The organism is Streptomyces sp. NBC_01465, assembly GCF_036227325.1.
Taxonomy (GTDB): domain Bacteria; phylum Actinomycetota; class Actinomycetes; order Streptomycetales; family Streptomycetaceae; genus Streptomyces.
Genome location: NZ_CP109467.1, coordinates 7,895,571 through 7,921,845, shown reverse-complemented (window position 1 = coordinate 7,921,845; position 26,275 = coordinate 7,895,571). Strand labels below are relative to the sequence as shown.

Genomic DNA, 26,275 nt, shown 5'->3' with positions numbered 1-26,275 from the left:
CCGCCCCGCCTAGCGTGGGGCGGACCGGCACCGTTCCGTGGACGCCGTACGGGGGACACTCGGGGGAGGTCGCTGTTCACGGAGCGGTGCGTCGGCATGCCAGGGGTGCGCCGTTCAGGCCCGCAGGTACGCCAGGACCGCCATCACGCGTCGGTGGTCGAGCAGGTCCGCCGCAAGACCCAGCTTGGTGAAGATGTTCCGTACGTGCGTCTCCACCGTCTTGCCGCCGATGACCAGCCGCTGGGCGATGGCCTCGTTGGAGCGGCCCTCCGCCATCAGGGCCAGCACTTCCCTCTCGCGCGCGGTGAGTTCGTCGAGCGGTCCCGCGGTGCGCGGAGCCCGCAACAGCCTCTCGACCACCAGCGGGTCCACGACCGTCTCCCCCGCCGCGACCCGCTTCAGCGCACCGGCCAGTTCGCCGATGTCGGCGACGCGCTCCTTGAGGAGATAGCCGAAGCCTCGCGCGTCCTCGGCCAGTGCTCGTACGGTGTCGGTCGTCTCGACGTACTGCGACAGCAGCAGGACGCCCGTCCCCAGGTGCGCGGCGCGGATCGCGGCCGCCGCGACCAGTCCCTCGTCGGTGTGGGTCGGAGGCATACGGATGTCCAGCAGGACGGCGTCGGGACGGTGTGCGGCCACCAGACCGAGCAGCGGCGCACCCGCCTCGCCGCACTCGGCCGGCACCTCGAACCCCTCGTCCAGGAGGAGCCGTACGATGCCCTGCCGCAGCAGCGCCGAGTCCTCGGCCACGATCACCCGCACGGCAGCTCCGCCCTGATCCTTGTCCCGCCACCGGCGGGCGAGTGCACCTGCAGCACACCGTCGACGGCGGCGAGCCGGTCGGCGATGCCGCGCAGTCCGCTGCCGCGCCCGGTGTCGGCCCCGCCTATGCCGTCGTCGACCGTCTCCACGACCAGCGTTCCGCCGCTGTGGTGCGCGGAGACGCTGACGGCCCTGGCCCGGGCGTGCTTGGCGGCGTTCGCGAGCGCCTCGCAGACGGTGAAGTACGCGGTGGACTCGACGACGGGGTCGTAGCGTCTGGGGTCGGCCGCCACCACGACGGGCAGTGCGGCCTGCTGGGCGAGCGCGGCCAGTGCGGGGCCGAGTCCCTCGCGGGTGAGGACCGCCGGGTGGATGCCGTGGGCGATGCCGCGCAGTTCCTCCAGGGCGAGCTTCAGGCTGGTCTCGACCTCGGCGACCGACCGGCGCAGCGACGGGTCGGGGTGGTCGGCGAGCCCCTTGTCGACGCGGCGCAGCGCCATCAGCGCGAAGACCAGGCGCGCCTGCGCGCCGTCGTGCAAGTCCCTTTCCAGGCGGCCGCGTTCGGCCTCGGCGGCCTGCACGATCCGGCTGGTGACCTCCTTGGCGCGGTTGCGCAGCCAGAGGTTCTCCAGCGCCAGCCGCAGCGCCGCCCCGACCGCGTCGAGGAGCTCGGGGTCCTGGGCGAGTACGGGGTCGTGGACCAGCAGGGCGAGGGGTGTGCCGCGCGAGGAGTCGACGCGGGTGGCGCCGCCGTGGTCTTCGCGTACGGGGCGGTCGTCCGCATCGGTGTAGCGGCTCCGCTCCTCCTGCCACAGGCCGAGCCGCAGCCCGGGGTCGCCGAGCACCCGCGCCAGGGCCTGGCGCAGCCGGGCCGGGTCGGGGTCCGCGCCCACCTCGATGACGAGGCCGCCGACTTCGGCCCGCTGCAACTGCATGCGCAGCAGTCCGGCGAGGAACGCGAGCGGGACGGCGGCCTGGGAAAGGTCGGAGAGGAGGAGGACGGCGGACTCGGCCGTACCGTTCAGCGCAGGCAGCGCGTAGTGGATCAGGTCCCAGAGGAGGAACGTGGTGGTGATCGCGACGGCGATCCAGGCCGGCAGGAGCGCCCTGCGGCGTGCGACGGAGGCGTGCTGCCAGCGTCGTACGAGCGCCACCAGCATCACCACCGTGATCGCCCAGCCGATGGCACGGTAGCCGCCGTCGACCGCGTCGAAGAGGTGCGTGGCGCCGGGCACGAGCAGCGGGTTGGGGCCGCAGCCGTGGCAGGCCAGATAGGTGGCGTCGGTGGCGACGCGGGGGTCGAAGGCCAGCGTCCGCAGCAGACCGCCGACGGCGACGAGTCCGTACGAGAAGCCGACGAGGCGCCGTGCGGCCGTGCTCCCCAGGCGCCCCTCGGGGAAGGCCAGCACCAGGTGGACGAGGACCGCCATGTTGAGCGCCTCCCACCAGGCGCCGACGGCGAACAGCGCGGGGACGGACGTGCCCTGGAGGTTGCCGAGGAACCAGGTGACGCCCTCGGCGACCATGAGGAGTCCGGTGCGGTTGCCGGGCCTGCGCCACCAGGCGACCAGACCTGCACCCGCGTACGCCCAGCCCACGGCGAGGTCGCGTGCGATGTCCGTACCGGATCCGCCCGCCTGTGCGTACGCCCAACTGCCCGCCGCCCCCGAGACGACGGCCGCCGCGGCGGCCGCGCTCCACTGGATGCGTAGGGACCGCTTCCCCTGCCTGTTCACGCGCCACACCGTAAGCCATGGCGGCGAGGGGCGGCAGCGGCCCTCTATCGGCAGGCGACGAGCTCGGTGGTGCCCGGCCACCGTTCGATGCCGTCAGGTGTACGGACATAGGCGCTGGTGCCGTCGGCGGCGAGCCAGAGTGCGCGGTCGCCTTGGCGGTACCCGGTGTCGGTGGCACCGGAAGGCATGGTCACGTCACCCGCGTAGGCGGAGCGAAGCAGTTCGCGTGGGATCGCGCCCGCTGCGTCCCGTACGTACTGCCGCTTGCCGAGCGACAGGAACTCGACGTCCTGCCAGTCGCAGTGCTCGGGACCCAAGTTGCTCTGCACCTTGGTGACCGGCACCGGGCCGCCCGCCCTGTCCTCCCAGATCCGGATGGGCAGCTTGTCGCGTACGGGCTTCGGGAGCTCGGAGGGGTCGCATTGCGCGTACGTCTCCCAGCCCCATCCGGGACGGTGCGGCAGATCCTTGGCGACGATCACCGCGACCCGTGTGCGGCCGCCGGTGTCGAAGGAGTACAGCACGCGCGTCGCGTCGTGGTGCTCGACGCGGTAGCCGGACTCCGGGAGCGTTCCGAAGTCGTCGCGGAGGAACAATTGCAGTGCCTGGGCTGCTGTTTCGCCCCCGTCTCCCTCGCCCCACTCGCCCTCGCCGGGGCCTCCGAGGTAGGGCTTGCCCGTGCACTCCAGCGCCTGCAGGGCGGCGCCCGCTCCCCCGAACGGGTCGTCGTCGCGCTGCGCCGTGGCCTTCAGCCGCAGCGGACCGGCGTACGGGGACGGCGGCGCGCTGCCCTTCACCACCAGACCGTCGGTCACCGGGAGGGAGTTCCCGCCGCCGCATCCCGCTGTGGCGGCAACGCCTGCCATCAGCACGCCCCATATCCGTCTCTGCACGTCCCCACCCCTGTCACTCGCGCGGTGTCGGCGCTCCGACGTGCGACGTCGGTCTGTGGTTCCACGGGCGGACGGCTCCGGTTACGCGGTCCAGTCGGGGCGGCGGCCCAGGTAGCGCAGCAGTTGGGCCGTGGCGTCGTCGCCCTCCTGCGGCTCCAGCGCGGGCGCGAAGGCGAACGCCCGCAGCGGCTCGACGAGTTGGCGGGCAGCACCGAGGAGCTCCGCGGCGAGTTCCGGTGCCAGCGGGGAGGGCTGTCCGGCGGCGCGGGCGATGTCCCAGGCGTGCACGGCGGCATCCAGGGCGCAGGCGCGGACGCCGAGTGCGGCCGTCACCTTGCCGGGCGGGATCGGGACCGACACCTCGCCGGTGTCGGGGGCGACCGACGCCCAGGCCAGCGTGGTGGCGGTCAGGGCCACCTCGGTCAGCGCCTCGGGGTCGTCGCTCAGTTTCCCCGACGGTTCGAACGGGTTCTCCGACGGGCCCGGGCCTCCCGTGAGGGCCGCGGCGTAGGCGAGCTGGTCGCCCGTGGCGTGCTGGAGCACCTGGGTGACGTTCCACTCCGCACAGGGGGTCGGCGCTCCCCAGCTGTCTGCGGGAACCCCACGTACGGCGGTGCGCAGCGCCTCATGCGCCTCGGTCAGTACGGCCCATTCGGTTGCGCCTGTGCCCGTCATCGCTTCCCCGTCCCTGGTTAACTCGCCGTCGTTCACGCCTGCTTGGCGCCGATCCTAGGCACGGGTGCCTGCCGTGCGCGGGCGATCCCGTGTTCCCAGAGCGCCAAAGCACCCACCATTGCGGCGAGTCCCCGGACGGCCAGGCGCTCGCACTGTTCGGGGGCTCGCAGGCGTGGACGCCGACCGCGAGGAGTGCGTCAGTGGCGTCGCGTACGCTGCCGATGTGAGCGCTGAACTGCAGGAACGCCAACCGGACATACGCCCCTACGCGGCCATCGACCTGCCCGGAATGTACCGGGTGTGCCTGCGGACCGGGGCCTCCGGCCAGGATGCGACCGACCAGTACCGCGATCCGGATCTGCTGGGCCACATCTACGCGGGCCCCTATCCGGCGGCCGACCCGGGCCTGAGTTTTGTAGCGGCCGACGAGCAGGGCGTGCTCGGCTACGTCGTCGCGACGGCCGACAGTCACGGCTTCGACGCCTGGCTGGAGAAGAACTGGTGGCCCCCGCTGCGCCACCGCTATCCGCACTCCTTCGCTGCAGATCCGGGTGACGGGACCCTGGACTGGCAGCGAGTGGATCAGATCCACACCGTCAAGGAGCCGGGACCCGACCCGCTCTACGACCGCTACCCGGCCCATCTGCACATCGACATCCTCCCGCGCGGCCAGGGCACGGGCCTCGGCCGCAGGCTGATGGGCGCACTGCTCGACGCCCTGCGCGAGCGCGGGGTCCGCGGTCTGCACCTGAGTGTCGGCGCGGGCAATCCGGGGGCGCGCGCTTTCTACCTGCGGCTCGGGTTCACCGAGGAGGAGCGGCAGGACTGGGGTTCGGTCATGGTGATGGACCTCTAGCGCAGCAGGAGCTGGACGCCGCCCAGTACGGTCGCGCCGATCACGAGCCGCTCGAAGAGCTTCTGGTTGATCCGGTCCACGCAGTAGCGGCCGATGAGCGCTCCGGGCACGACGAAGGCGACCAGGATCGCGTCGAGGAGCAGGGACTTCGCGTCAATGAGACCGAGGCCCACGCTGAAGGGGACCTTGGCGGTGTTGACGATGAGGAAGAACCACGCCGAGGTACCCAGGAAGCCGAGCTTCCGGAAGCCGGCGGAGAGCAGATAGAGCGACATGACCGGGCCACCGGCGTTCGCGACCATGGTGGTGAAGCCGCCGAGGATCCCGTACGAACGTGCCTTGACGCGTCCCGCGCGGGTCGCCCCGTCGTCCTCCGCCTCCTCCCCCGCCCCGCGCCGCCGCCACAGCGTGACGCCGGCCATCAGCAGCAGGATCGCCCCGATCGAGGTCCGTACGGCACCGTCGTCGGCCCAGAAGAGGAAGACCGTGCCGATCACGACGCCCACGGCGACGGCGGGGAACAGCCGCCACAGGGTGGGCCAGTGGGCGTGTCTGCGGTAGGTGAGGACGGCCAGCACGTCGCCTGCGATCAGGATCGGCAGCAGTACCCCGGTCGATTCACGGGCGGGCAGTACGGCGGCGAAGACCGCGAGGCTGACGGTGTTGGCGCCGCTGACGGCGGTCTTCGAGAAACCGACGAGTGCGGCTGCCGCGGCGAGTGCGATCAGTCCCCAGATGCTGGGTGAGCCTATGAGCGTGTCCATGTCGGTTGCACATACTAGGGGGCCGCCCGGAGGCGGCCCCCCGCTGAGGTGCTGTTATCGGAGTTCGACGGAGAGGGCGTGGCCCGTGGAGAGGGACCGCGTCTTGATGTGCGTCACTCCGGTCGCGTCCGTGTACCAGCCGGATCCGGCCGACGCGAACGCCGTCGCGTCGGCGAGGTGCACCAGCTTGCCGCCCGCCGCGACGACCTGGTGCGGCGCGGTCGCCCCGTGCACGGTGAAGCCGTACGACCGGGAGGCCGCCTTGCCGTCGTAACTCCCCACGCTCGCCCCGACCTTGATGGAGGTCGGCCGGCCGTGGCCCGGTGCGCGCACCTCAACCTGCTGGGTGGCGGAGGAGCCCTTGGTGTACTTCCGGGTCACGCCGTCGTCCTCGTACAGCGTGTACTTGGTCGTGCCCTGCGGGTAGATGTCGTAGTCCAGCTCGCCCTTGTCGCGGGTCTGCCAGGACGTCGTGCCCTTGGGCCACATCGGCACGATCGCACCGCTCCTGACGAACAGCGGGAGGGTGTCGAGGGGCGCCGCGTAGTTGTTGACCGTGGTCGGGCCCTGGTACGTCTTGCCCGTCCAGTAGTCGGTCCAGGTGCCCTTGGGCAGGTAGATGCCGTTGCGGACCGAGGTGTCGCTGTAGACGGGCGCGACCAGGAAGTCCGGGCCCGACATGAACTCGTACTTGGCGTCGGGGCCGAGCGTCGCCGGGTCGTCCGGGAACTCCAGGGAGAGCGGGCGGACCGCGCCGACGCCGGTCTTCGTGGCGTCCTTGGAGAGCGTGTACATGTACGGCAGCAGCCGCTCCTTGAGCTGCAGGTACTTGCGGTTGATCGAGGTGTACGGCTCCCCGTCCAGCCAGGGCTGCTGGTCGATGGGCTTCTTGGTGGTGATGTCGCTCGACCAGCCGTCCATCGTCATGATGGCCGGGAGGAAGGCCTTCCACTGCAGGTCACGGGCGTACATCTTGGCATCGTGGCGGTAGATGGAGCCGACGTCACCGGTGTTGTACGCGATGCCCGACAGGGTCGCCCCCGCGTAGGTCGGGATCTGCCAGCGGATGTAGTCCCACGACAGGGACTGGTCGCCGCTCCACAGGACGCTGCAGCGCTGGGCGCCCGCCCAGGAGACGGGCATCCAGACGAATCCGCGGGCATCGCTGTTGTCCTCGATTCCGGCCTTGGCCTGGTCGCAGGCGTCGAGCGCCATGCCGTAGCCGCTGCCGACCCAGGCGACGTCGAGCTTGCGTACGCGGACGCCCGCCTTGGCCTCCTCGGCCTGGTTGGGCAGGCCGTTCTGGGTCCAGAGGCCGAGCTGGGCGTTGTTCTTGTTGAGGCCCGTGCCGGTCTCGGGGAGGTTCTCGTAGCCGCAGCCGTAGCCGTCGTTGACGAGCATCCAGCCGAGCGGCATCTGGTTCGCCACGTAGCCGTCGGAGACCTTCAGGGCGTCCAGGGTGTGGCGCTCGCCGCGGTTGGCGTTGTGGAGGTAGCAGTCGGAGTCGCCGGGCTCGAGGCCGTAGACCGGGGGCATGAAGGGCTTGCCGACGAGGGAGGTGTACTTGCCGATGACCTTCTTGGTGTCACCGGTGAAGTAGTACGCGTCCAGGCGGCGTTCCTGCTGGCCGGTGCGGACGTGCGGTCCGAAGTCGTAGACGCCGGGGGTCATGGTGTTGCGGAAGACGCCGTAGCCGGCGGTGGAGATGTAGAACGGCTGCGAGTTGTTGTAGCCGCCCTCGTTCCAGTTGGTGTTGTTGCCGACGTTCATGACCTGGTCGCGGTGGGAGAACGACCCGTTCTGCTCGCCGCCGCCGAAGAACTGCTCGCTCGCGCCGCGGTCCAGGCTCTGGCGCATGCCGCCCGACGTCCAGCGCAGAGGTGCGTCCTCCTGCCAGATCGGGGTGCGGTTGTCGGCCTTGTAGAGGCCGAAGCGCAGGGGCTTCTTGTAGACGCGCAGCACGCTGCTCTTGGAGCGGATGCCGTAGTAGGTGCCCGCGTCGAAGGAGGTGGTGTGCCGCTGGGCAGCGGGCTGCTTCTGGATCATGTGGCTGCCGGCCGGGTCGGCGAAGACGCCGTCCGGGGAGGCCTGGAGGCGCAGGGTGTCGTCGGCGAGGAAGTCGGCGCGCGCCTTGAGGGCACCGGCCGCGATCTCGTACGTACCGTGCGAGCCGCCGAAGCTCGTGAGGTTGCCGGCGTCGGTGGCCTCGGGGAGATAGGCCTTGCCGGTGAAGGAGTTGTTGTGGACGTCGTAGGGGACGACGACCACGTGGTACGTGCCCGATGCCTTGGGGATGACCGTGGCTTCGGGGTCGGCGGTGCCCGCGCTGGAGGCGACTTCCTTGCCCGCCGCGTCGTAGATGTACATGTCGAAGTCGTCGGTGGGCGTCTCCCACTGGATCGAGACCGGGACGCCGCCCTCCGGGTTGTCGTCCCACTGTCCGGCCGGCGGGTTCACCGTCAGGTCGAAGCGGTCGCAGACGGCGTTGTCCGGGTCGTCCGCTGCGGCGGGGCACTTGTCCGGGGAGCCGACGGTGCCCTTGGGGTAGACCGGGCTCTGCCAGCTGACGCTCTTGCTCGCGCTGTCCAGGGTGCCGGACGGCGGGGTCGCGGCCTGGGCCGAGGAGACAGGGACGGTCAGGAGGGTGAGGGCGAGAACGGTCGCGGCCGCAGCCGCGGTCGCCGCTCGTCTGGGCCGGTTTCGGAAGATCCGCAAGGAGTGTTCTCCGTTCGTACCGCACAGCAGAGTGGACGAGATGTGCTCAAAGGTGCTTGGAACGCTGGGATTTCGAGCATCACGATTCACCTCGCGGTCAGTACATGTCAAGGGAACTTCGCTTCGCAGGACTGCCACACAGCCTTAACTCGCCGCCGTTGACCACCCGTTGTCCGGATTGCCAGCATCACCCCATGCCGCCCGCCTTCGACATCGCCTCGCATCCGCCTCCCCTCCTCCGCGCCCTGCCCACCCCACTGGAAGGTCCTGGCCGGACCGACGGCACCGGGCCGTCCGCCGTGCTGCGTACGGTGCTGCGCGAGGGCCCTCTCGCCCGTACGTCGCTCTCACGGACCACCGGCCTCAGCCCGGCCGCCGTCTCCCGGCACACCGCGGACCTGATCGGACTCGGCCTCCTCCGTGAACTCGACCCGCCCGCAGGGCCACCACGCGCGGGCCGTCCACAGATCCCCGTCGGCATCGACACGGCCCACCACGCGGTCTGCGGGGTGCACATCGCGCTCACCCACACCACGTTCGCGGTCCTGGACCTGCTCGGCCGGGTCACCGCCTTTCAGCGGATCCCGCACAGCGGCGACGCCCCCGGAGTGCTCGACCAGATCCTGCACCACCTGCCCGCCTTCCTCGCACGCCGGGCCGCCGGCCGCTCCGTCCTGGGCATCGGGGTGGTGACGGGAGGCTGGGTGGACAGCGCCCAGGGTGTCGTCGTCGAGCACGATCCACTGGGCTGGCGGAACATTCCCGTACGGGAAACCCTCGTGGCAGGCACCCGGCTCCCCGTCCATGTCGACGGCCACGCACGCGCCCTGGCCCAGGCCGAGCTGCTGTTCGGAGCGGCGACCCGCCACACCGAGACGGTGCAGCTCTTCGTCGCCAACGTGGTGGACGCGGCGATCGCCACCGGCGGGTCCGTACTGCGCGGCCGCAGGTCGGGGGCGGGCGATGTGGCCCATCTGCCGCTCGGCGACCCGGAGTTGAGGTGCGGCTGCGGGCGGCGCGGATGTCTGCAGGCCGCGGTCTCCGACCGTGCCGTCGCCGGGCGGGCGTTCGAGGCCGGGATCATCCCGGCCCCCCTGTTCCCGCTGCTGCTGGAGCGGGCCGGGGACGGCGACCCGGCGGCGCTGCACATCCTGCGCGAGCGGCTCCGCACCACCGGCCGCGCCTGCGCGCTCCTGCTCGACGTCATCAACCCCGAGGTGCTGGTGCTCACCGACACGACCGCCATCCACCTGCCGCAGCTGCTTCCCGCCCTGTACGAGGAGATAGCCGCGCACTCCCATCTGTGCACCGACCCGGAACGGGCCGTCGTCCCGACCCCGTTCGGCACCCAGGTGCTCGGGATCGCCGCCGGGGCGGTGGTCCTGGACGCGGTCTACCGCCGGCCGATGGAGCTGCGCACCGCTCGCTCCGCCTGAGACCCCTCAGGGGTTTCTTCCACGGCGTCGCCAATCATTGCCGACCGCCTTCCCGAGAGCCGAGAATCAGGACATGGACGCAACAGTGAGGGCCGCGGCGCGAGACGCCGCAGGGCGGGAGACGGTCAACGCCTTCCGCGCCCATCACTTCGCCGGTCTCGGCTGTCGTCGCAGCGCCGTGCGCTGATCACTGACCGCTGACGCGCGCACACTCCTCGGTATCCCCCAACAGCCCCTTTCCCTGGGCCTGTTCACCCCTGCCTTCTTCCCCTGGAGCTGAGCTCTGCCATGCCCCGATCCGTCATGCGCCACCGTCTGCTCGCCACCGCACTCGCCCTCGCGCTCCTGCCGCTGGCCGCCGCCTGCGGGGGTGATTCCAGCGCCGCCGAATCCACGGGCCACGGGAAGGTGACCTTGCGCATCGGCGACCAGGGACAGAACATCCTCACCACGCTCAAGGTCTCGGGACAGCTCAAGAACCTCCCCTACGACCTCAAGATCAACCAGTTCGACAGCGGCCCGCTGGTGAACCAGGGACTGCAGGCGGGCGCCATCGACTTCGGGGTCCTGGGCGACACCCCCACGGTGCTCGCGAAGGCGAGCGGCATCCCCGCCAAGGTCGTTGCGGTCGCCCGGACCGTCGGCCCCGGCTACACGCTGGTCGCCCGCCCCGGCAGCGGCATCACCTCGATCGCCGACCTCAAGGGCAAGAAGATCGCCTTCTCCAAGAACACCGCCAACCACGGGTTCCTGCTGCGGGTGCTCGACAAGGCCGGGCTGAAGCAGAAGGACATCACGCCCGTCGACGTACCGCTGCAGAACGTGGGCAACGTACTGGAATCGGGGACCGTCGACGCCGCGACGGTCAGCGAGGAGACCCGCGCCAAGTACCTCCAGGAGCACCCGGACGCCGTCCAGGTCATCAACGGCCGCACCGTGACGCCCGGTTACTCCTTCCGGATCGCCACCGAGAAGGCCCTCGCCGACCCGGCCAAGCGCAAGGCGCTCCTCGACTTCGCCCAGCGGCTGGTGGCCGCCAACACATGGATCGCCGGCCATCCCGACGCCTGGGTCCAGGCGTACTACGTCAAGATCCGCAAGCAGACTCCCGCCCTCGGCCGACAGGTCTTCGAGGCCGTCGGCCGCACCTCCTACGTGCCCATCGACGACGCGGTGATCCAGGCCCAGCAGAAGCAGGCCGATCTCTTCACCGCCAATGACCAGCTGCCCGGAAAGGTCGACATGTCCGGTCAGTTCGATCCATCCGTATCCAGGGATTTCAACTCCCGCACCGTACAGAAGGGTTCCTCCTCATGACCGCCTCCGCACGCCCCGCATCCGGCCGCACCGGCGCCGACATCTCCGGCGTCGACCTCTCCAAGCCGCTCTCCGCGGACGACTTCACCACCATTCAGCAGGCGCTGGACCGCTGGAAGGTCGTCTTCTTCCGGGAGCAGGACCTCGACCACGCCTCCCAGATCGACTTCGCCCGGCAGTTCGGCGAGCTCACCTACGCCCACCCGCACGACGACGCCCCGCCGGCCGACCACCCGGAGATCTTCACGATCGACCCGCGGCGCTACGAGGAGCGGTACGGCAAGGGCTTCCGCGACGCCGTCAAGAAGCGCCAGTACAGCTACTTCTCCGGCTGGCACACCGATGTGACGGCCGCCGTGAACCCGCCCGCCGGGTCCATCCTGCGGGCCGAGACGGTCCCGGAGTTCGGCGGGGACACACAGTGGACCAACCTGGTCGCGGCGTACGAAGGCCTCTCCGAGCCGGTCCGCGCCTTCGTCGACACCCTGCGCGCCGAGCACCGCTACGGCGGCTCGGAGAAGACCGACGGCAACAGCGAGTACGCCAAGCGCATCAACGACAACCTGCTGGTCGCCGTCCACCCGGTCGTCCGCGTCCACCCGCGCACCGGCGAACGCGCCCTGTTCGTCAACCCGGGCTTCACGAGCCACATCGTGGGCGTCTCGGCGCGCGAGAGCAAGGCCGTACTGGACCTGCTGTACGGGGAGATCACGCGCCCCGAGTACACGGTCCGCTTCCGCTGGGAGCCGGGCAGCGTCGCGTTCTGGGACAACCGCGCCACCGCGCACCTGGCCCCGCGCGACATCGAGCACCTGGACGTGCAGCGCACGCTGCACCGCGTCACGCTGATCGGCGAGGTGCCGGTCGGCCCCGACGGAACGGAGTCGGAGCTGGTGTCCGGCAAGCCCTTCACCGCCGATCACAAGGTGGTCGTCGGTGCCTGACGCACTGACCGTCCCCGCGGCGCCGTCGTCCCTCACCGGGGACGGCGGCGCCGCGGGCCCTCCCGGCCCCGGTCCCGGGAACGCACTGGTCGACGCCACGTCCCTCAACACCCCGCGCCGCACCCGCATCCCGCTCCCCCGGCCGGTGCGCCGGCTGGCGGGCCCGCTGCTGCTGGTCCTGGTCTGGCAGCTGCTCGGTACGTTCGGCGTGGTCGGCGAGCGGGTCCTCGCCACACCCAGCTCGGTGTTCTCCGCGGGCTGGGAGCTGACGAAGACCGGCGAACTCACCGACCATCTGCTGGCCTCGCTCACCCGGGTCGCCTCCGGTCTGGCGCTCGGTGTGACCGCCGGGCTGGTCATCGCCGTGGTGGCCGGACTGTTCCGGCTGGGCGACGAACTCCTCGACTCGACGATGCAGGTACTTCGCGCGCTGCCCGTCCTGGGTCTGCTGCCGCTGGTCATCATCTGGTTCGGGGTCGGCGAGACCCCGAAGATCGCACTGGTCGCCTTCGGCACGGCCTTCCCGGTGTACGTGAACACCTATGCGGCGATCCGCGGTGTCGACCACCGGCTTGTCGAGTCGGGGCACACGGTGGGGCTCGGCCGGCTCGGTCTCGTACGCCATGTGATCCTGCCCGGCGCGGTCCCCGGCTTCCTCGTCGGGCTGCGCTTCGCCCTCACCGGCGCCTGGCTCATCATGATCATCGCTGAGCAGCTCAACGCCACCAACGGCATCGGCTACCTCATGAACCAGGCCCAGAGCTGGTACCGGACCGACATCATCGTCCTCGGTCTGCTGATCTACGGGCTGCTCGGGCTCGGGGCGGACGGCCTCGTCCGGCTGTTGGAGCGGCGGCTGCTGTCGTGGCGGCGCGGATTCGACGGGGGTGCGTGATGGCGACGGCCACAGCTGAACTGGCAGTGTCCGCGCAGAAGGTGACCCGCACCTTCGCGGGCCGCGAAGTCCTCTCCGGCATCGAACTCGACATCTTCCGGGGCGAGTTCGTCGCACTCCTCGGACGCAGCGGCTCCGGCAAGTCGACGCTGCTGCGCGCGATGGCGGGACTCGACCCGGAGACCGGCGGGCGGCTGCTCGTACCGCGGCGCAGGGCCGTCGTCTTCCAGGACCACCGGCTGCAGCCCTGGAAGCGGGTCCTGGAGAACGTCATCCTCGGGCTGCCCCGCCAAGGGGCGCGCGAACGCGGCCGGTCCGCTCTCGCCGAGGTCGGTCTCACGGACCACGAGCGCGCCTGGCCGGGGACGCTCTCGGGCGGCGAGGCACAGCGGGCCGCGCTGGCGCGGGCGCTGGTGCGCGAACCCGAACTGCTCCTGCTCGACGAGCCGTTCGGGGCGCTGGACGCGCTCACCCGGCTGCGGATGCACACCCTGCTCCGCGAGCTGTGCGCGGTGCACCGCCCCGCCGTGCTGCTGGTCACCCATGACGTGGACGAGGCGATCCTGCTGGCCGACCGGGTCCTCGTACTGACCGACGGCAGGCTCGGAACACCGAGGACGGTGGACCTCCCGGAGGGCCGGCGGCGTACGGATCCGGACTTCGCGCGGCTGCGCGGTGATCTCCTCGCAGAGCTGGGGGTGGCCGACGACTGACAACAACGCGGTGGTGGGCCGGGGTCTCCAGGGCGGCAACACCTGCGCCCCGGTCGGCACTTGACCGTGGCCTTGCCACCTATTTTGCGCCTGTTCATCAACAGCCCCTTTCACCCCTCCCGCCTTCCCGGAAGAGTCTCGACGGGTCCACGACAACGGACTCGTTCACGGCTCTCGAAGGGATGTTCATGGCTGAGTTGACACGACGCAGACTCCTCGGTTCCGCGGCCGGGGCAGTCGGCGGCGCAGCAGCGCTCAACCTCCTGCCGCCCAGCGTGCAGAAGGCCGTGGCTGCCGGACCGCCCCGTCACGGTTCGATGCGCGACATCGAGCACGTCGTCATGCTGATGCAGGAGAACCGGTCCTTCGACCACTACTTCGGCACTCTCTCCGGGGTGCGCGGCTTCCGTGACCCCGACGCGCTGCGACTCGCGGACGGCCGGTCTGTGTTCTACCAGCCCGACACCGTCAACCCGGACGGCTATCTGCTGCCGTTCCACCTGGACACCCACAGCTCCAGCGCCCAGGCCATCCCGTCGACGAGCCATGCCTGGTCGGTGCAGCACCAGGCGTGGAACAACGGCAAGATGGATCAGTGGCTACCCGCGCACCGCAAGGCGGACGGCGTCAACGGCCCCTATGTGATGGGGTATTACACCCGCAAGGACATACCCTTCCAGTTCGCCCTCGCGGAGACCTTCACCATCTGCGACAACTACTTCTGCTCCGTCTTCGGGCCCACCTGGCCGAACCGGCTGTACTGGATGACCGGCACCATCGACCCGGGCGGCACGCAGGGCGGACCCATCCTCAACAACACCGCGCCCAAGCCGTACCGGTGGACGACGTACGCCGAGCGACTGCAGGCCGCAGGCGTCAGCTGGAAGGTCTACCAGCAGGACGACGACTACGGCTGCAACCTCCTGGAGCAGTTCCAGACGTTCAAGGACGCCAAGCCGGGCGACGAGCTCTACGAGCGCGGGGTGCGCCCCCAGCCCGAGGGCACCTTCGAGGACGACGCCCGCAACGACCGGCTGCCGGCCGTCTCCTGGATCATGCCGACGAGCTACCAGTCCGAGCACCCGGACTATCTCCCGGCGGCCGGCGCGGACTTCGTGGCGCAGAAGATCGAGGCGATCGCGTCCAACCCGAAGGTCTGGGCGAAGACGGCCTTCATCCTCAACTACGACGAGAACGACGGCCTGTTCGACCACGTGCCCCCGCCCACCCCGAAGGCCGGCACGGTGGACGAGTTCGTCCAGGGGCTGCCCATCGGCGGCGGGTTCCGGGTCCCTGCCATCATCATCTCGCCCTGGACCGTGGGCGGTTGGGTGGCGGGCGAGGCCTTCGACCACACGTCGGCGCTGCAGTTCCTGGAGCGGTTCACCGGCGTCGAGGAACCCAACATCACCGAGTGGCGCCGCCGTACCTTCGGTGATCTGACGTCCGCGTTCCGCTTCTCCCACAGCAGGCCGCGCCCGCCGCGTCTGCCGCACAACACGGCGGAGCAGCTGGCGCAGGCCAAGGAGGACGTGGCGACCCTGCCGAAGCCGACCCTGCCGGGCGCCGACCAGACGTTCCCGAAGCAGGAGAAGGGCCACAGGCCGCACACGTAACAGCGGCACCGCCCGACCGGCTCCGTCCCGGCGTCAGCCGAAGAGACGGAGCCGGTGGGCGAGGGCGGCGGCTTCCGTACGGGAGGTCACGTCCAGTTTGGCGAGGATGTTGGAGACATGGACGCCCGCCGTCTTGGCGGAGATGAACAGCTCCTGTGCGATACGGCGGTTGCTGTGCCCCTCGGCGACGAGGCGCAGCACTTCCGTCTCGCGGGGTGTGAGGCCCAGGCCGTCGGGCCGTCCCTCGGCCGGTACGTCGAGGGCGAGGCGGCCGCGGGCGGCGAGGAGTCCGATTTCGCGAGCGAGCGGGGCGGCGCCGAGAGCGGCCGCGAGCGTCTCGGCCTCGCGGAGGCGGTCGGCGGCCGTGGCGCGGTCGCCCGCGGCGAGCGCCGACTCCGCCGCCCCGAGCAGAACGAAGGCGAGCTGACCCCGGTGGCCCAGGGTGCGCCAGGCCTCGGCCGCGGAGTCCCAGGCCGCCTGTTCATTGCCGTACCAGGCTTCGAAGGTGGTCCGGTGGGCGGCCTCGACGGGTCTGTCCGACGGGAACGCCTTTGCGTGCACGGCCAGTTGGGCGCGGAGTGCGTCCGCGCGTACTCGGTCGTGCGCGCCGAGCAGGTCGCAGATCTGACGTCCGGTACGGAGCAGCGGCCAGGCGAGCGCCGCATGGGCGGGCAGTTCCGGGTCGGCGAGAACCGTGCCGAAGACGCGGTTCGCCTCTTCGTGAAGTCCGTCGGCGAGCGCCACTTGGCACTGCAGATCGTGCAGCGGAAGGAGGAACTCCCGCCCGCTGTACTCGCCCCCGATGAGCCGGGCCGCCTCGGTCGCCGCCGTCCGTGCCGCACCGGTCTCGCCCTGTGCGACGTCGACCGTTCCGAGGTTGGTCAGCAGCACCGCGCGGTAGAGCGGCGGCGGATCCTGGGCCAGTGCGTCGCGTACCGTCGCGCGCGCCTCGGTCCAGTCGCCCAGGGCTATCAGGGCGTCCGCGTAGACGGCGGACAGGACCGCGCCCCGGTTGCCCGCGATGCCGGTGCGGCGCGCGCGTCCGAGTTCGCTCCTGGCGACGGCTGCCGCATCCGCGTACGCCCCCGCCGCCTTGAACGCGATGGACTCCATGACGGCGGCGAGCACCACCGTCTCGTGCCGCCCCGCGAGCAGGGCGAGCCGCGAGCCTTCGCGGCAGAGGTCCACGGCGCCCGCCGGGTCTCCGTTGCGGGCCGCGTGCGCGCCCAGCGTGACCAGCGCGAGGCCCTGGGTTCCCGGGTCCCCGACGGCACGCCCCAGCCGCAGCGCCTCGGTCGCGTGCTCGGCGGCCTCGTCGGTGCGCGACAGTCCGGCGAGCCTGCTGGCGAGTGTGGCGTGCAGTCGGCCGCGTACGGTCTCCGCGTGCTGCGGCAGCAGGGCGAGCGCCGCCCGGAGGTCGTCGAGACCGTCCCGGCCGCGGAGATGGCCGAGCAGGCTGCGGGTCTCCAGGAGCAGGGCCGAGGTCTCGGGGTCCCCGCTCTCGTCGAGTGCGGCGGTGGCCAGTGCGGTGCCGCGTTCCGCCTCGCCCGCGCAGAGGGCGGCTTCGGCCGCCGCGCCCAGCACGTCGCCGAGCTCCGGCAGTTTCGGGGTGAACTCGCCCAGTTCCAGGACGCGTTCGAGGAGTCGGAGCGCCTCGGCGTACGCATAGCGGTGGCGGGCGCTCTCGGCCGCGTACCAGGCGGCCTCCGCGGCCCGGACGCGGTCGCCCGCCGCGTACCAGTGGGCGGCCAGTGCGGCCGGGGCCCGGCCCGGCGGCAACAGGCCGGGGTCCGCCTCCAGGGTTCTGGCATATCGCGTGTGCAGACGGATCCGTTCGCCGGGGAGCAGGTCTTCGTAGACGGCGGACCGGATCAGCGCGTGCCGGAACGTGTAGCCGTCGTCGGCCGGTACGAGCAGCCGCCGCTCCACCGCGGGCCGCAGCGCGTCCTCCAGCTCTCTGTCCGGCAGCCCGGTGACGGCCACGAGCAGCTCCTGGCCGACAACGTCGTCGACGGCGGAGGCGGCACGGACGCAGCGACGTCCGGCGTCGGACAGCTCGTGGAGCCCGGCGAGCAGCAGGTCCCGGAGCGGCGCCGGGGTCGCCTCCCCGGCTCCGGTGTCGGCCAGCGCCTCGACGAAGAGCGGATTTCCCTCGCTGCGCCGGTACACTCTCTCGGCCAACTCGACATCCACAGATGTCTTCTGACGTACGGTCAAGAGCTGCTCGACGTCCGCCCTGCCCAGCGGCGCCGGGTCGACGCGCCGGACGGGGCCGAGCCGTCCGAGTGCGCCGAGCAGGGACCGTACGGGATGCGTCGCGTCGAGCCCGGTCGACCGGTGGGTCACCAGGAGCAGCACTCCGGGGTGCGTGAGATTGCGGACCAGGTAGAGCAGCAGCTCCTGGCTCGACGCGTCGGCCCAGTGCAGGTCCTCGACGACCAGCACCAGCGGCCCCTCTCCCGCCGCCGACTCGACGAGCGTGAGCACCTCGCCGAAGAGACGGGCCCGGCCGTACGAGGGATCGGGGACGCCGTCCGCTTCACCCAACTCCGGCAGCCAGTGCGCCAGTCCACGCCGTCCGCCGCCCGGCAGCAGCTGCGCGGCGACGGACACGCCCAGGCCCCGTACGAGCCCGCGCATGAGGGCGACGAAGGGTGCGTACGGCAGCCCGTCCGCACCCAGCGGCAGACAGCCGCCCGTCACCACCCGCGCGGTGAGTGACGCGGTGAACTCGTTCACGAGCCGGGTCTTCCCGATGCCCGCCTCGCCGCCGATGAGCACCGTCACGGGACCGTCCGACCGCGCACGTTCGTACGCGTCGGTGAGCCGGGCCATCTCCTCCGCCCTCGCGACGAAGACGGCCGACGGTATCGCGCTGGTCACGGCCCCGATCCTACGCAGCCCAGGAATCTGAAGAGGCAGCTAGGGATTCTGCCCCATGTGCGGTACCGGGGCGCGAGGCGAACCTCTCCGTACACACCCCGCACGAGAGGCCGCCCACATGAGCGCCGTGTCCACGCACCCCTCCGACCGCCGCCGCTGGCTGACGCTTCCGGTGATCCTGCTCGCCACCTTCATGGCCTCCTTCGACTACATGGTGGTCAATGTGGCCGCCCCGTCCCTCTCGCACGATCTGCACGCCGGGCCCTCCGCCCTCGAACTCGTCGTCGGGGGCTACGGGTTCACGTACGCCGCCGCGATGGTCACCGGCGGCAAGCTCGGTGATCTCTACGGCCACCGGCGGCTGTTCACGCTCGGCATGACCGGCTTCGCGCTGGCCTCGCTGCTCTGCGGTCTCGCCCAGTCCCCCGCGCAGCTCGTCGGCGCCCGCCTGCTGCAGGGGCTGACCGCGGCCGCGATGGCGCCGCAGGTGCTGGCCCTGATCACCGCGCTGTTCCCGGTGCAGAGCCGGCCGCGCGCGATGTCCTGGTTCGGGGTCGCCATCGGCACCGGCGGCATCGCGGGGCAGGTGCTCGGCGGGCTGCTGCTGCAGGCGGATCTGCTCGGGCTCGGCTGGCGGGTGATCTTCCTGGTCAACGTCCCGGTGGGCACCGTGGCCGTGGCCGCTGCCCTGCGGCTGCTCCCGGCCGGCGAACCCGGGCGTCGCTCGCGCCTCGACCCGCTCGGCGCCCTCGGCGTCTGCGGGTCCCTGGCGCTGGCCCTGGCACCGCTGGTGCTCGGCCGGGACCGGGGCTGGCCGCTGTGGTGCTGGGTCTCCCTGGCCGCGGCCGTCCCGGCGCTGTACGCAACGCTGCGGTGGGAGCGGGGTCTTGCGCGTCGCGGCGGTGAACCTCTGCTGGACCCGGCCCTGTTCCGCTCGCGTTCCTTCTCGGCGGGGCTGACGGTCAATGTGGCGCTGATGGCGAGTTTCGGCGGCCTGATGTTCGTACAGACCCTGTTGCTCCAGTCGGGGCTCGGGCTCGGTGCGCGATCGGCGGGGCTGGTGTTCCTGCCGATGGGCGCGGCGTCGATGGCCGCCTCGCTGCTCGGGCGGGGACTGGTCGCGCGGTTCGGCACGCGGGTGCTGTACGCGGGGACGGGGATCTGCGCCCTCGGCATGGCGGTCCTCGCCGTCTCGCTCCACCTCACCGGCGGCGGGCTCCACGCCTCCCTGCTGATTGCCCCGCTCGGGCTGTTCGGCCTGGGGAGCGGCCTGGCCGTGCCCTCCCTGATGGGGACCGTCCTCTCGGGGGTCCGCCCCGCGCAGGCGGGCTCCGCGGCCGGCGTGCTGACCACCGCCCAGCAGTTCGCGAGCGCGACCGGGGTCGCCGCCCTCGGCGCGGTCTTCTTCGCCTCGCTGGGCGCGCATCCGGGCCGGAATGCGTACGCTTCGGCCGCCGAACTCACCACCTGGATCGGTGTGTTCCTGCTCGTCGTCGCCACCGCGCTGATCGCCCTGCTCCCCCGCCCGTCCGCCACGACCGCACCCGCCCGTCCCGCGCCGGCGAAGTCCCCGGCCTCCGCCTGATTCGCCCGAACCTCTCTTTTCGTCGTCTTGACGATATTGAAGCGAACCAATATCGTCTTACTGACGAGAAGAGAGGTCTTCCCATGGCAGACATCACCCGGCGCCTCGGCTGGCGCCACCTCCGCTCCGCACCCACCTCCCACATCCGCCACCACAAGCAGGGCAAGGTCGCCCACGACGGCACCGGGCTGAGCTTCTGGTTCCGCCCACTGTCCGCCGCACTCTCCGAAGTACCGGTCAACGACCGCGAGTTGGCGATGGCCTTCCACGCCCGCACCTCCGACTTCCAGGACGTCACCCTCCAGGCCACGGTGACCTACCGGATCAGCGAACCGGCCACCGCCGCCGCCCGGCTCGACTTCTCCGTCGACCCGGACACCGGCGCCTGGCGCGGCGCCCCTCTGGAGCAGCTCGCCACCCTCCTCACCGAGACCGCGCAGCAGCACGCGCTGGACGTACTGGCGCGAACCACCCTGGCCGCAGCCCTGGTTGACGGAGTGTCAGCCGTACGCGACCGGATCACGACCGGGCTCACGGACGAGCCCAGACTCCCCGCCACCGGCATCGAGGTCGTCGCCGTCCGGGTGGTCGCCGTGCGGCCCGAGGCCGAGGTGGAGCGCGCGCTCCGTACCCCCGCACGGGAGCAGATCCAGCAGGAGGCCGACCGGGCCACGTACGAACGCCGCGCCGTGGCGGTCCAGCGCGAGCGCGCCATCGCCGAGAACGAGCTCGCCAGCAAGATCGAACTGGCCCGCCAGGAAGAGCAGTTGGTCGACCAGAACGGCATCAACGCCCGCCGCAAGGCCGAGGAGAACGCGGCCGCCGACGCGGTTCGGGCCACGGCCGAGGCAGCACGTACCGTACGGCTCGCCAAGGCCGAGGCCGAGGCCGCCCGCGAGGTCGGCGAGGCGCGCGCCCAGGCGCAGGCGGCCTGGCTGCGCGTCCACACCGAGGTGGATGCGGCGACCCTGAACGCACTGACCGCGGGCCGTCTCGCCGAGAACCTCCCGCGCATCGACAGCCTCACCCTCTCCCCCGACGTCCTGACCGGGCTCCTCGCCAAGCTGGGCCGTCCCGCCGCCGACGCGTCATGAGCCTGGCCCCGCGCGCGGTGCTGGTCCACCGCACCACCGAGTACGAGGAGTTGCTCGCCCGGCACGGTACGCACGGGCAGGCCGCGTTCTTCCTCAGCGGGCGCGGCCGGTCGATCGACGAGGTCGCCGAACGCCACCACCGCACGCAGCGAGCCCTGGTCAATGTGGCGGCGGCCGTACCACTGCAGTGGCGGCAGACGACCGTGGAACGGGCCGACCTCGACCGGTTCCTCTTCGGCCCGGAGGACGTGGTGGTCGTCGTCGGCCAGGACGGGCTCGTCGCCAACGCGGCCAAGTACCTCTCGGGTCAGCCGGTCGTGGGCATCGACACCGACCCCGGGCGCAATCCCGGAGTGCTCGTACGGCACAGCCCCGTCGACACCGCGAAGCTCCTCGCCCACGCCGTCACCCCCGGAGCCGCCGCCGACGAACTCACCATGGTGGAGGCCGTCGCCGACGACACCCAGCGGCTCCTCGCACTCAACGAGATCTACCTCGGCCCGCCCGGACACCAGACCGCCCGCTACCGCCTGGGCCCTGACGACGGCACGACCCCCGCCGAACCCCAGGCCTCCTCAGGGGTCCTGGTGGGCACCGGGACCGGCGCCACGGGCTGGCTCCGCTCCCTGTGGCTCCAGCGCGCGAGCGCCCTCGCCGTGCCCGGCCCCACCGACCGCCGGCTGCTGTGGTTCGTACGGGAGGCGTGGCCCTCCCCCGTGACCGGGACGACGTACGTGGAAGGGCTGCTCACGCGGACGGACCGGCTGCGGCTGACCGTCGAGTCCGACCGGCTGATCGCCTTCGGCGACGGGATCGAGACCGACGCGCTGCAGCTCACCTGGGGCCAGACCGTCCGCGTGGGCGTGTGCGCCGACGCGCTCAGACTGCTGTGAGCTTCTCGAAGAAGAACTCGTGCTTGAGGAAGGACGTGTCGTACTCGTGGCCCGCCTGCGGCGGGAGCAGCTGCGAGGCCTGGAAGAGCCGCCAGCCGTCCTCCAGCGCGGCCACTCCCGTCGGATACGGCGGCTCGTCGCTGTCGCCGGTCGTCGGGCGGGTGCGGCCGGTGCCGTCGTAGTTCGCCCAGCCCACCACCTCCGCGTCCAGGGCCGACGTGGCCAGGTACAGCACCAGGACCTGCTGACGTGTGCTCATGCGTTGCTCCCGAGAGCCGGGCGGTTGGCCACCCGGGTGGTCCACTGGTCGAGGTCGAAGGAAGGGTCGCCGGTGAGAGCGCGCCAGAGATGGATGCGGTTGTAGATCTCCAGGCGCCCCGTGGCGTGCTCGTACCACGGGAACTGGGTGCGCAGTTCGGCCGCCACCGCCGGATCGTCGAGATCGGCGGTGTCCCAGAGGCGCACCTGCGGCACGGTCGGATTGAAGCGGATCTTGAACATGTAGCGGCGTACGGCGCTGTCGTTGCGGCGCCCGCCGTGCCACAGCCCGTGGTGCAGAAGCACCACGGTGCCGGCCGGGCAGACGAGCCGTGTCTGGCCGCGCAGATTCTGGTAGCGGCCGGTGTCGCTCTCGTTGGTACGGCGCAGATGGCTGCCCGGGACGCTCAGGGTGCCGCCCATGTCGGCGGTCACCTCGTGCGGGTAGTACATGAGCTGCACGTCGAAGGCGTCGGGCCGTACGTCGATGATCGCGTCCCCGTGCAGCGGCTGGGCGGTGCCGTTGAGGGGCTCGCGGATGTGCACGGCGTGGTGGTCCACGGTCGGGTCGGGACCGACGAGGCTGGTCAACGCCCCGGAGACGGCGGGGAGTTCGAGCAGTTCGCGGACGAAGGAGCCCTCGGGGAACGCTGTGTCGACCGGTGTCCGGTGGGGTACCGCCGGGATCCCCGCATCGAGGATCGGGATCGCACGGTCGTTCATCTCCCGGGGTACGACCGCATCCAGGCGCAGGGAGCCGTGCGCGACGAAGCGCGCCATCTGGACCGAGGACAGTGGCTCGGTGCTGGTTGTCATGGACCGACCGTAGAAAATCAACTGGCGTGCTGTCGTGGGCTGCAATCCTCCACTGCTGGTCAATTTTCACCCCGCCCTGCACACGGACGGAGTCCGTCACGCACGCCCCATGGACAACTCCCCTTCCTCATCGCTACGTTCACTGGCTGTTGACAACGATGTCACGCCTTCCCAGAGGAGCAGTGATCGTTGATGGTGTCCCGACGAAGCTTCCTGATGGCCCCTGGCGCGACCCTGGCCGCCGCCGGTCTGGGGATCTCCCTGCCCGCGTCGTCCGCAGCGGCGGAATCCCGGTCCGCCGCCCGGCTGCTGCCGTCCTTCGGCAGCCCCGTCCACCTCGATGTCGCCGACGCCGGCGCACTGGGCGGCGACGACCAACTGCTCCTCACCACCCTGCAGGGGGTCGTCAACCGCAAGAGGCCACGCCTGTACTTCACGTACGACACCTCGGGCCTCGATCAGCGCTGGCTCGCCTCCACCGGCGTCCCGGTCACCCACCACGATCACGCCGTCGACCTCATCGACCGCTACCGCGGCGAGATACGCGGCGCCGTACTGCACGACCCCGCGGTCCCGGACTCGGTGAACGTGGCCACGACTCTGGCCGGCCTGGAGAACGCGGTGGCCGCCACGGCCGAGCAGGCCCGCACGTACGGGCTGAGAACCGTCGCCGACCTGCGCGGCCGCTTCGACGACGACCCCGCAGCCGTCTACCGGTGGCAGCTGGACAACCTCTTCCCGCGCTGCTCGCACACCTTCCTGACCGGGCTGCCGCCGACCAGGACCGTGAAGGCCGACGGGGTGCAGTGGCGTGAGGTCGCGCGGGAGAGCGTGCGGGTCCGCGACTCCTCCAACCGTGCGGTCCGCACCTTCGACCTCAGCGCCGAACTCCCGGGCGCGGACGGCGTGTTCCTCCGGTTCCAGGACTCCTTCGGGGACGACGGCTGGGGTGCGTCGGTCCACCAGGTCACGGTGAAGGCCGACGGCCAGGTCATCGCGTCCTTCACCGCGGGCACGGACGGCGAGGCCCCGTACCTCTTCGACGGCCTCAACTCCGCCCTCGGCGGGGACGCCAACCGCTTCGGCGACGGCGGCGGCTACTTCATCTACCGCTTCGCCCCGCCGGCCGGCACCGGGCAGCTCGTCGCCGAGGTCGACGTGTGGAACCAGTACCTGGTCACCGCGACCACCACCCCACCCACCCGCGTCGAGCCCTTCCCGTACTTCCGCGACTACGCGGTGGCCGGACGGGCGATGGTCCTGTGGCTGCCACCGGCGGGCGCGACCGGGGAACTGCTCGACGAGGTCTTCTCCCGGGTCACGCCGACGACCCCGTACTGCGGCTGGTTCTCCAACGACGTGGCGGGCGAATGGGGCGGCGTCGACCGGGCCTCGCGGCACGGCATCGAGGTGATCGCCACGGACTTCTACATGAACGGCACCGTGCACGCGGGAGTCCCGGCGAAGATCTCCTCCACGGTCCGCCCCCGGCCCAAGGCCTCCCTCCGCAACCGCGTCTACCTCACCCTCACCGTCGGCGAGGGCGACAACGCGCAGTACTGCCAGCGCCGTATGCGCGACCTGTGGGACAACCCGGCGCGCGGCCGCGTCCCCGTCAACTGGACGGTCAGCCCGCTCCTGGCCGACCTGGGGCCGGCTCTCCTCGCGTACTACCAGCAGACCGCGACGGCCAACGACCTGCTGATCGCGGGCCCTTCCGGGGCGGGCTACACCTACCCCGGTTCCTGGCCGGCGGAGGCCCTGGACTCCTACACGGAGCTCTCGGGCCGGTTCCTCCGCCGTACCGGAATGGACCTCGTCTACGCGTACAACCAGCGCAGGCCGGACGGCGAAGGGTGGGTGCCCCTCGACGAGCGGGTGGTCTCCTCGTACCGCAGGAACACCCCGCTGCGCGGCATCGTGCAGTCCTGGGAGACGGGCGACCTGCAGACGCGTCCCGCGGGTCTGCAGGTGATCGGCAACTTCTCGCCGCAGGGTGATGCCGCCGAGTACCACGCCGCGCTGGTGCGGCACATCGAGGGCTGGGACGGCGCCGGTCCGCTGTTCGTCGCCGGGGCCGTCAACGCCTGGAACTGGACGCCGGACGACATCGCCGAGCTGGGTGAACTGCTCGGCGACCCCTTCGAGCTCGTACGGGGGGACACCTTCTTCGAGTTGCTCGGCCGGACCGTCTGACGGCGCATCTCTACCAGTTGGTGAAGGCACCGTCCGCCGTGCGCAGATGGGGGCGCTCGGCGGCGGTGGCCTGGTACTTGCGGGCCTCGTCGCGGTCGATGACGACGCCGATGCCCGGCAGGTCGCTGTACTCGACGCGTCCGGGCACGACCGTGGGCCGCTGCGTGAAGAGGGCGGCGATCGCCGGCTCGGGGTCGGTCTGGTGCTCCTGGATCGCCACGTTGGGGCAGGCCAGGTTGAGCTGCAGGGACGAGGCCGCGGTGACGGGGCCCAGCGGATTGTGGGTGGCGAGCTTGATGTGGTGGGTCTCCGCCATCGCCGCGATCTTCTTCGCCTCGGTGAGGCCGGCGGCGACGCCGATGTCCACGCGGGCGTAGTCGATGAGGTCGCCCTCGATCAGGGACCTGAACTCCCATTTGGATCCGTACTGTTCGCCCGCGGCCAGCGGTACGCCGGTGCGCGTCCGCAGCATCCGGTAGCTCTCCGGGTTCTCGCAGCGCAGCGGATCCTCGACGAAGTACGGGCGTGCCGCCTCGATTTCACGGCAGAGCGTCAGCGCCTCCGGCGGGTCGAGCCGCGTGTGCACGTCGAGGATCAGCTCCACCTCGTCCCCGACGGTCTCGCGCACCTGGTGGAAGAGGGCGACGGAGTCACGCAGACAACGCCGGGCGTCCAGTACGTCGTTGGCGTCGTGGGGCGCCGCGAAGCGCAGATGCCCCCAGCCCTCGGCGACGAGGTCGCGGCAGCGGGCGAGGAACCCCTCGCGGTCGTGGTAGCCGTCGCCGACGTGCACATAGGCGGGCACGTGGTCGCGCACCCGGCCGCCGAGCAGTTCGTGCACCGGCACACCCAGAGCCTTGCCGCGGATGTCCCAAAGTGCCACGTCCACCGCGGCGATGGCGGCTCCGAGGATGCGGTCCGCAGGGAAGAAGCCGCGCCGGAACATGACCTGCCAGAGGTGCTCGATGCGCGTCGGGTCCTCCCCGACGATCAGCTCCGCAAGGTGCTCGATCCCGCCCGCCACCGCCTTCTGACGGGACCTGATACCGACCTCCCCCAGTCCGTGGATGCCCTCGTCCGTGTCCACGGCGACCAGCATCATGCTGTCGCCGTGGTCGGGGAGAGTCAGCACTTCCAGGCCGGTGATCTTCATGCCACTCCTCTATGAAAACGTTCCCGCAATTTCAGAGATGTTGCCGAGAAGGAATCATTGGCGGGGACACGCGTC

The 26,275-nt window shown here is 71.2% G+C and carries 21 protein-coding genes; 11 read left to right on the top strand and 10 right to left on the bottom strand.

Features of this window, described 5'->3' with window-relative positions; genetic code table 11:
- Positions 1 to 114: 114 nt before the first annotated feature.
- From OG707_RS36795 to OG707_RS36780, 4 genes are all read right to left on the bottom strand, one after another.
- Positions 115 to 756 carry a response regulator transcription factor gene (locus OG707_RS36795; RefSeq protein WP_329128175.1) on the bottom strand — a complete coding sequence of 214 codons (642 nt, stop codon included), beginning with the start codon at positions 754 to 756 and terminating at the stop codon, positions 115 to 117.
- Positions 753 to 2,498, bottom strand: a complete 1,746-nt coding sequence (locus tag OG707_RS36790) for a sensor histidine kinase (protein WP_329126220.1) — start codon at positions 2,496 to 2,498, stop codon at positions 753 to 755. The genes OG707_RS36795 and OG707_RS36790 overlap by 4 nt, the downstream gene beginning before the upstream one ends.
- 44 nt (positions 2,499 to 2,542) lie before the next feature.
- Positions 2,543 to 3,391, bottom strand: a complete 849-nt coding sequence (locus tag OG707_RS36785) for a hypothetical protein (RefSeq protein ID WP_329126219.1) — start codon at positions 3,389 to 3,391, stop codon at positions 2,543 to 2,545.
- 81 nt (positions 3,392 to 3,472) lie between these two features.
- A complete protein-coding gene (locus tag OG707_RS36780; RefSeq protein WP_329126218.1) occupies positions 3,473 to 4,066 on the bottom strand; it encodes a TIGR03086 family metal-binding protein in 594 nt (197 codons plus the stop codon).
- 223 nt (positions 4,067 to 4,289) lie between these two features.
- On the opposite strand from OG707_RS36780, the gene OG707_RS36775 reads away from it, so the two are divergent.
- A complete protein-coding gene (locus OG707_RS36775) occupies positions 4,290 to 4,922 on the top strand; it encodes a GNAT family N-acetyltransferase (RefSeq protein WP_329126216.1) in 633 nt (210 codons plus the stop codon).
- On the opposite strand, the gene OG707_RS36770 is transcribed toward OG707_RS36775, so the two are convergent.
- A complete protein-coding gene (locus OG707_RS36770) occupies positions 4,919 to 5,686 on the bottom strand; it encodes a sulfite exporter TauE/SafE family protein (RefSeq protein ID WP_329126213.1) in 768 nt (255 codons plus the stop codon). The genes OG707_RS36775 and OG707_RS36770 overlap by 4 nt on opposite strands.
- Positions 5,687 to 5,740: 54 nt before the next feature.
- Positions 5,741 to 8,401 carry a glycoside hydrolase family 31 protein gene (locus OG707_RS36765; protein ID WP_329126211.1) on the bottom strand — a complete coding sequence of 887 codons (2,661 nt, stop codon included), beginning with the start codon at positions 8,399 to 8,401 and terminating at the stop codon, positions 5,741 to 5,743.
- A gap of 194 nt (positions 8,402 to 8,595) precedes the next feature.
- Between OG707_RS36765 and OG707_RS36760 the strand changes: the two genes are divergently transcribed.
- The 6 genes from OG707_RS36760 (at position 8,596) to OG707_RS36735 (ending at position 15,322) form a co-directional block, all read left to right on the top strand.
- On the top strand, positions 8,596 to 9,837 hold the full coding sequence (locus OG707_RS36760) for an ROK family transcriptional regulator (RefSeq protein ID WP_329126209.1): 1,242 nt from the start codon (positions 8,596 to 8,598) through the stop codon (positions 9,835 to 9,837).
- A gap of 288 nt (positions 9,838 to 10,125) precedes the next feature.
- Positions 10,126 to 11,154: a MetQ/NlpA family ABC transporter substrate-binding protein gene (locus OG707_RS36755; RefSeq protein ID WP_329126207.1), complete on the top strand. Its 1,029-nt coding sequence runs from the start codon at positions 10,126 to 10,128 to the stop codon at positions 11,152 to 11,154.
- On the top strand, positions 11,151 to 12,098 hold the full coding sequence (locus OG707_RS36750) for a TauD/TfdA dioxygenase family protein (protein ID WP_329126205.1): 948 nt from the start codon (positions 11,151 to 11,153) through the stop codon (positions 12,096 to 12,098). The genes OG707_RS36755 and OG707_RS36750 overlap by 4 nt, the downstream gene beginning before the upstream one ends.
- On the top strand, positions 12,091 to 12,993 hold the full coding sequence (locus OG707_RS36745) for an ABC transporter permease (RefSeq protein WP_329126203.1): 903 nt from the start codon (positions 12,091 to 12,093) through the stop codon (positions 12,991 to 12,993). Before OG707_RS36750 ends, OG707_RS36745 begins: the two co-directional genes overlap by 8 nt.
- Positions 12,993 to 13,706 carry an ABC transporter ATP-binding protein gene (locus OG707_RS36740; protein ID WP_329126201.1) on the top strand — a complete coding sequence of 238 codons (714 nt, stop codon included), beginning with the start codon at positions 12,993 to 12,995 and terminating at the stop codon, positions 13,704 to 13,706. The genes OG707_RS36745 and OG707_RS36740 overlap by 1 nt, the downstream gene beginning before the upstream one ends.
- Positions 13,707 to 13,894: 188 nt before the next feature.
- A complete protein-coding gene (locus OG707_RS36735; protein ID WP_329126199.1) occupies positions 13,895 to 15,322 on the top strand; it encodes an alkaline phosphatase family protein in 1,428 nt (475 codons plus the stop codon).
- 33 nt (positions 15,323 to 15,355) lie between these two features.
- On the opposite strand, the gene OG707_RS36730 is transcribed toward OG707_RS36735, so the two are convergent.
- A complete protein-coding gene (locus tag OG707_RS36730; protein WP_329126196.1) occupies positions 15,356 to 18,205 on the bottom strand; it encodes an AAA family ATPase in 2,850 nt (949 codons plus the stop codon).
- A 118-nt stretch (positions 18,206 to 18,323) separates the two neighbouring features.
- Here OG707_RS36730 and OG707_RS36725 point away from each other — a divergent pair, with 118 nt between their 5' ends.
- From OG707_RS36725 to OG707_RS36715, 3 genes are all read left to right on the top strand, one after another.
- Positions 18,324 to 19,790 (top strand): MFS transporter, encoded by a 1,467-nt coding sequence (locus OG707_RS36725; RefSeq protein ID WP_329126194.1) that lies wholly within the window; start codon positions 18,324 to 18,326, stop codon positions 19,788 to 19,790.
- 83 nt (positions 19,791 to 19,873) lie between these two features.
- Positions 19,874 to 20,884: an SPFH domain-containing protein gene (locus tag OG707_RS36720; RefSeq protein ID WP_329126192.1), complete on the top strand. Its 1,011-nt coding sequence runs from the start codon at positions 19,874 to 19,876 to the stop codon at positions 20,882 to 20,884.
- Complete coding sequence (locus OG707_RS36715; protein WP_329126190.1) at positions 20,881 to 21,777, top strand: hypothetical protein; 897 nt, start codon at positions 20,881 to 20,883, stop codon at positions 21,775 to 21,777. The genes OG707_RS36720 and OG707_RS36715 overlap by 4 nt, the downstream gene beginning before the upstream one ends.
- Here the strand turns inward: OG707_RS36715 and OG707_RS36710 are convergent.
- Positions 21,764 to 22,036 (bottom strand): hypothetical protein, encoded by a 273-nt coding sequence (locus OG707_RS36710; RefSeq protein ID WP_329126188.1) that lies wholly within the window; start codon positions 22,034 to 22,036, stop codon positions 21,764 to 21,766. The two genes, OG707_RS36715 and OG707_RS36710, sit on opposite strands and share 14 nt — an antisense overlap.
- Entirely contained in the window at positions 22,033 to 22,851 is an 819-nt protein-coding gene (locus OG707_RS36705; RefSeq protein ID WP_329126186.1) for a phytanoyl-CoA dioxygenase family protein, read from the bottom strand. The genes OG707_RS36710 and OG707_RS36705 overlap by 4 nt, the downstream gene beginning before the upstream one ends.
- A gap of 192 nt (positions 22,852 to 23,043) precedes the next feature.
- Here OG707_RS36705 and OG707_RS36700 point away from each other — a divergent pair, with 192 nt between their 5' ends.
- The gene (locus OG707_RS36700; RefSeq protein ID WP_329126184.1) at positions 23,044 to 25,047 is read left to right on the top strand and encodes a GxGYxYP domain-containing protein; all 2,004 of its coding nucleotides are present in this window, start codon (positions 23,044 to 23,046) and stop codon (positions 25,045 to 25,047) included.
- Positions 25,048 to 25,057: 10 nt separating this feature from the next.
- Here the strand turns inward: OG707_RS36700 and OG707_RS36695 are convergent, their stop codons facing one another.
- Positions 25,058 to 26,200: a mandelate racemase/muconate lactonizing enzyme family protein gene (locus tag OG707_RS36695; RefSeq protein ID WP_329126183.1), complete on the bottom strand. Its 1,143-nt coding sequence runs from the start codon at positions 26,198 to 26,200 to the stop codon at positions 25,058 to 25,060.
- Positions 26,201 to 26,275: the final 75 nt, after the last annotated feature.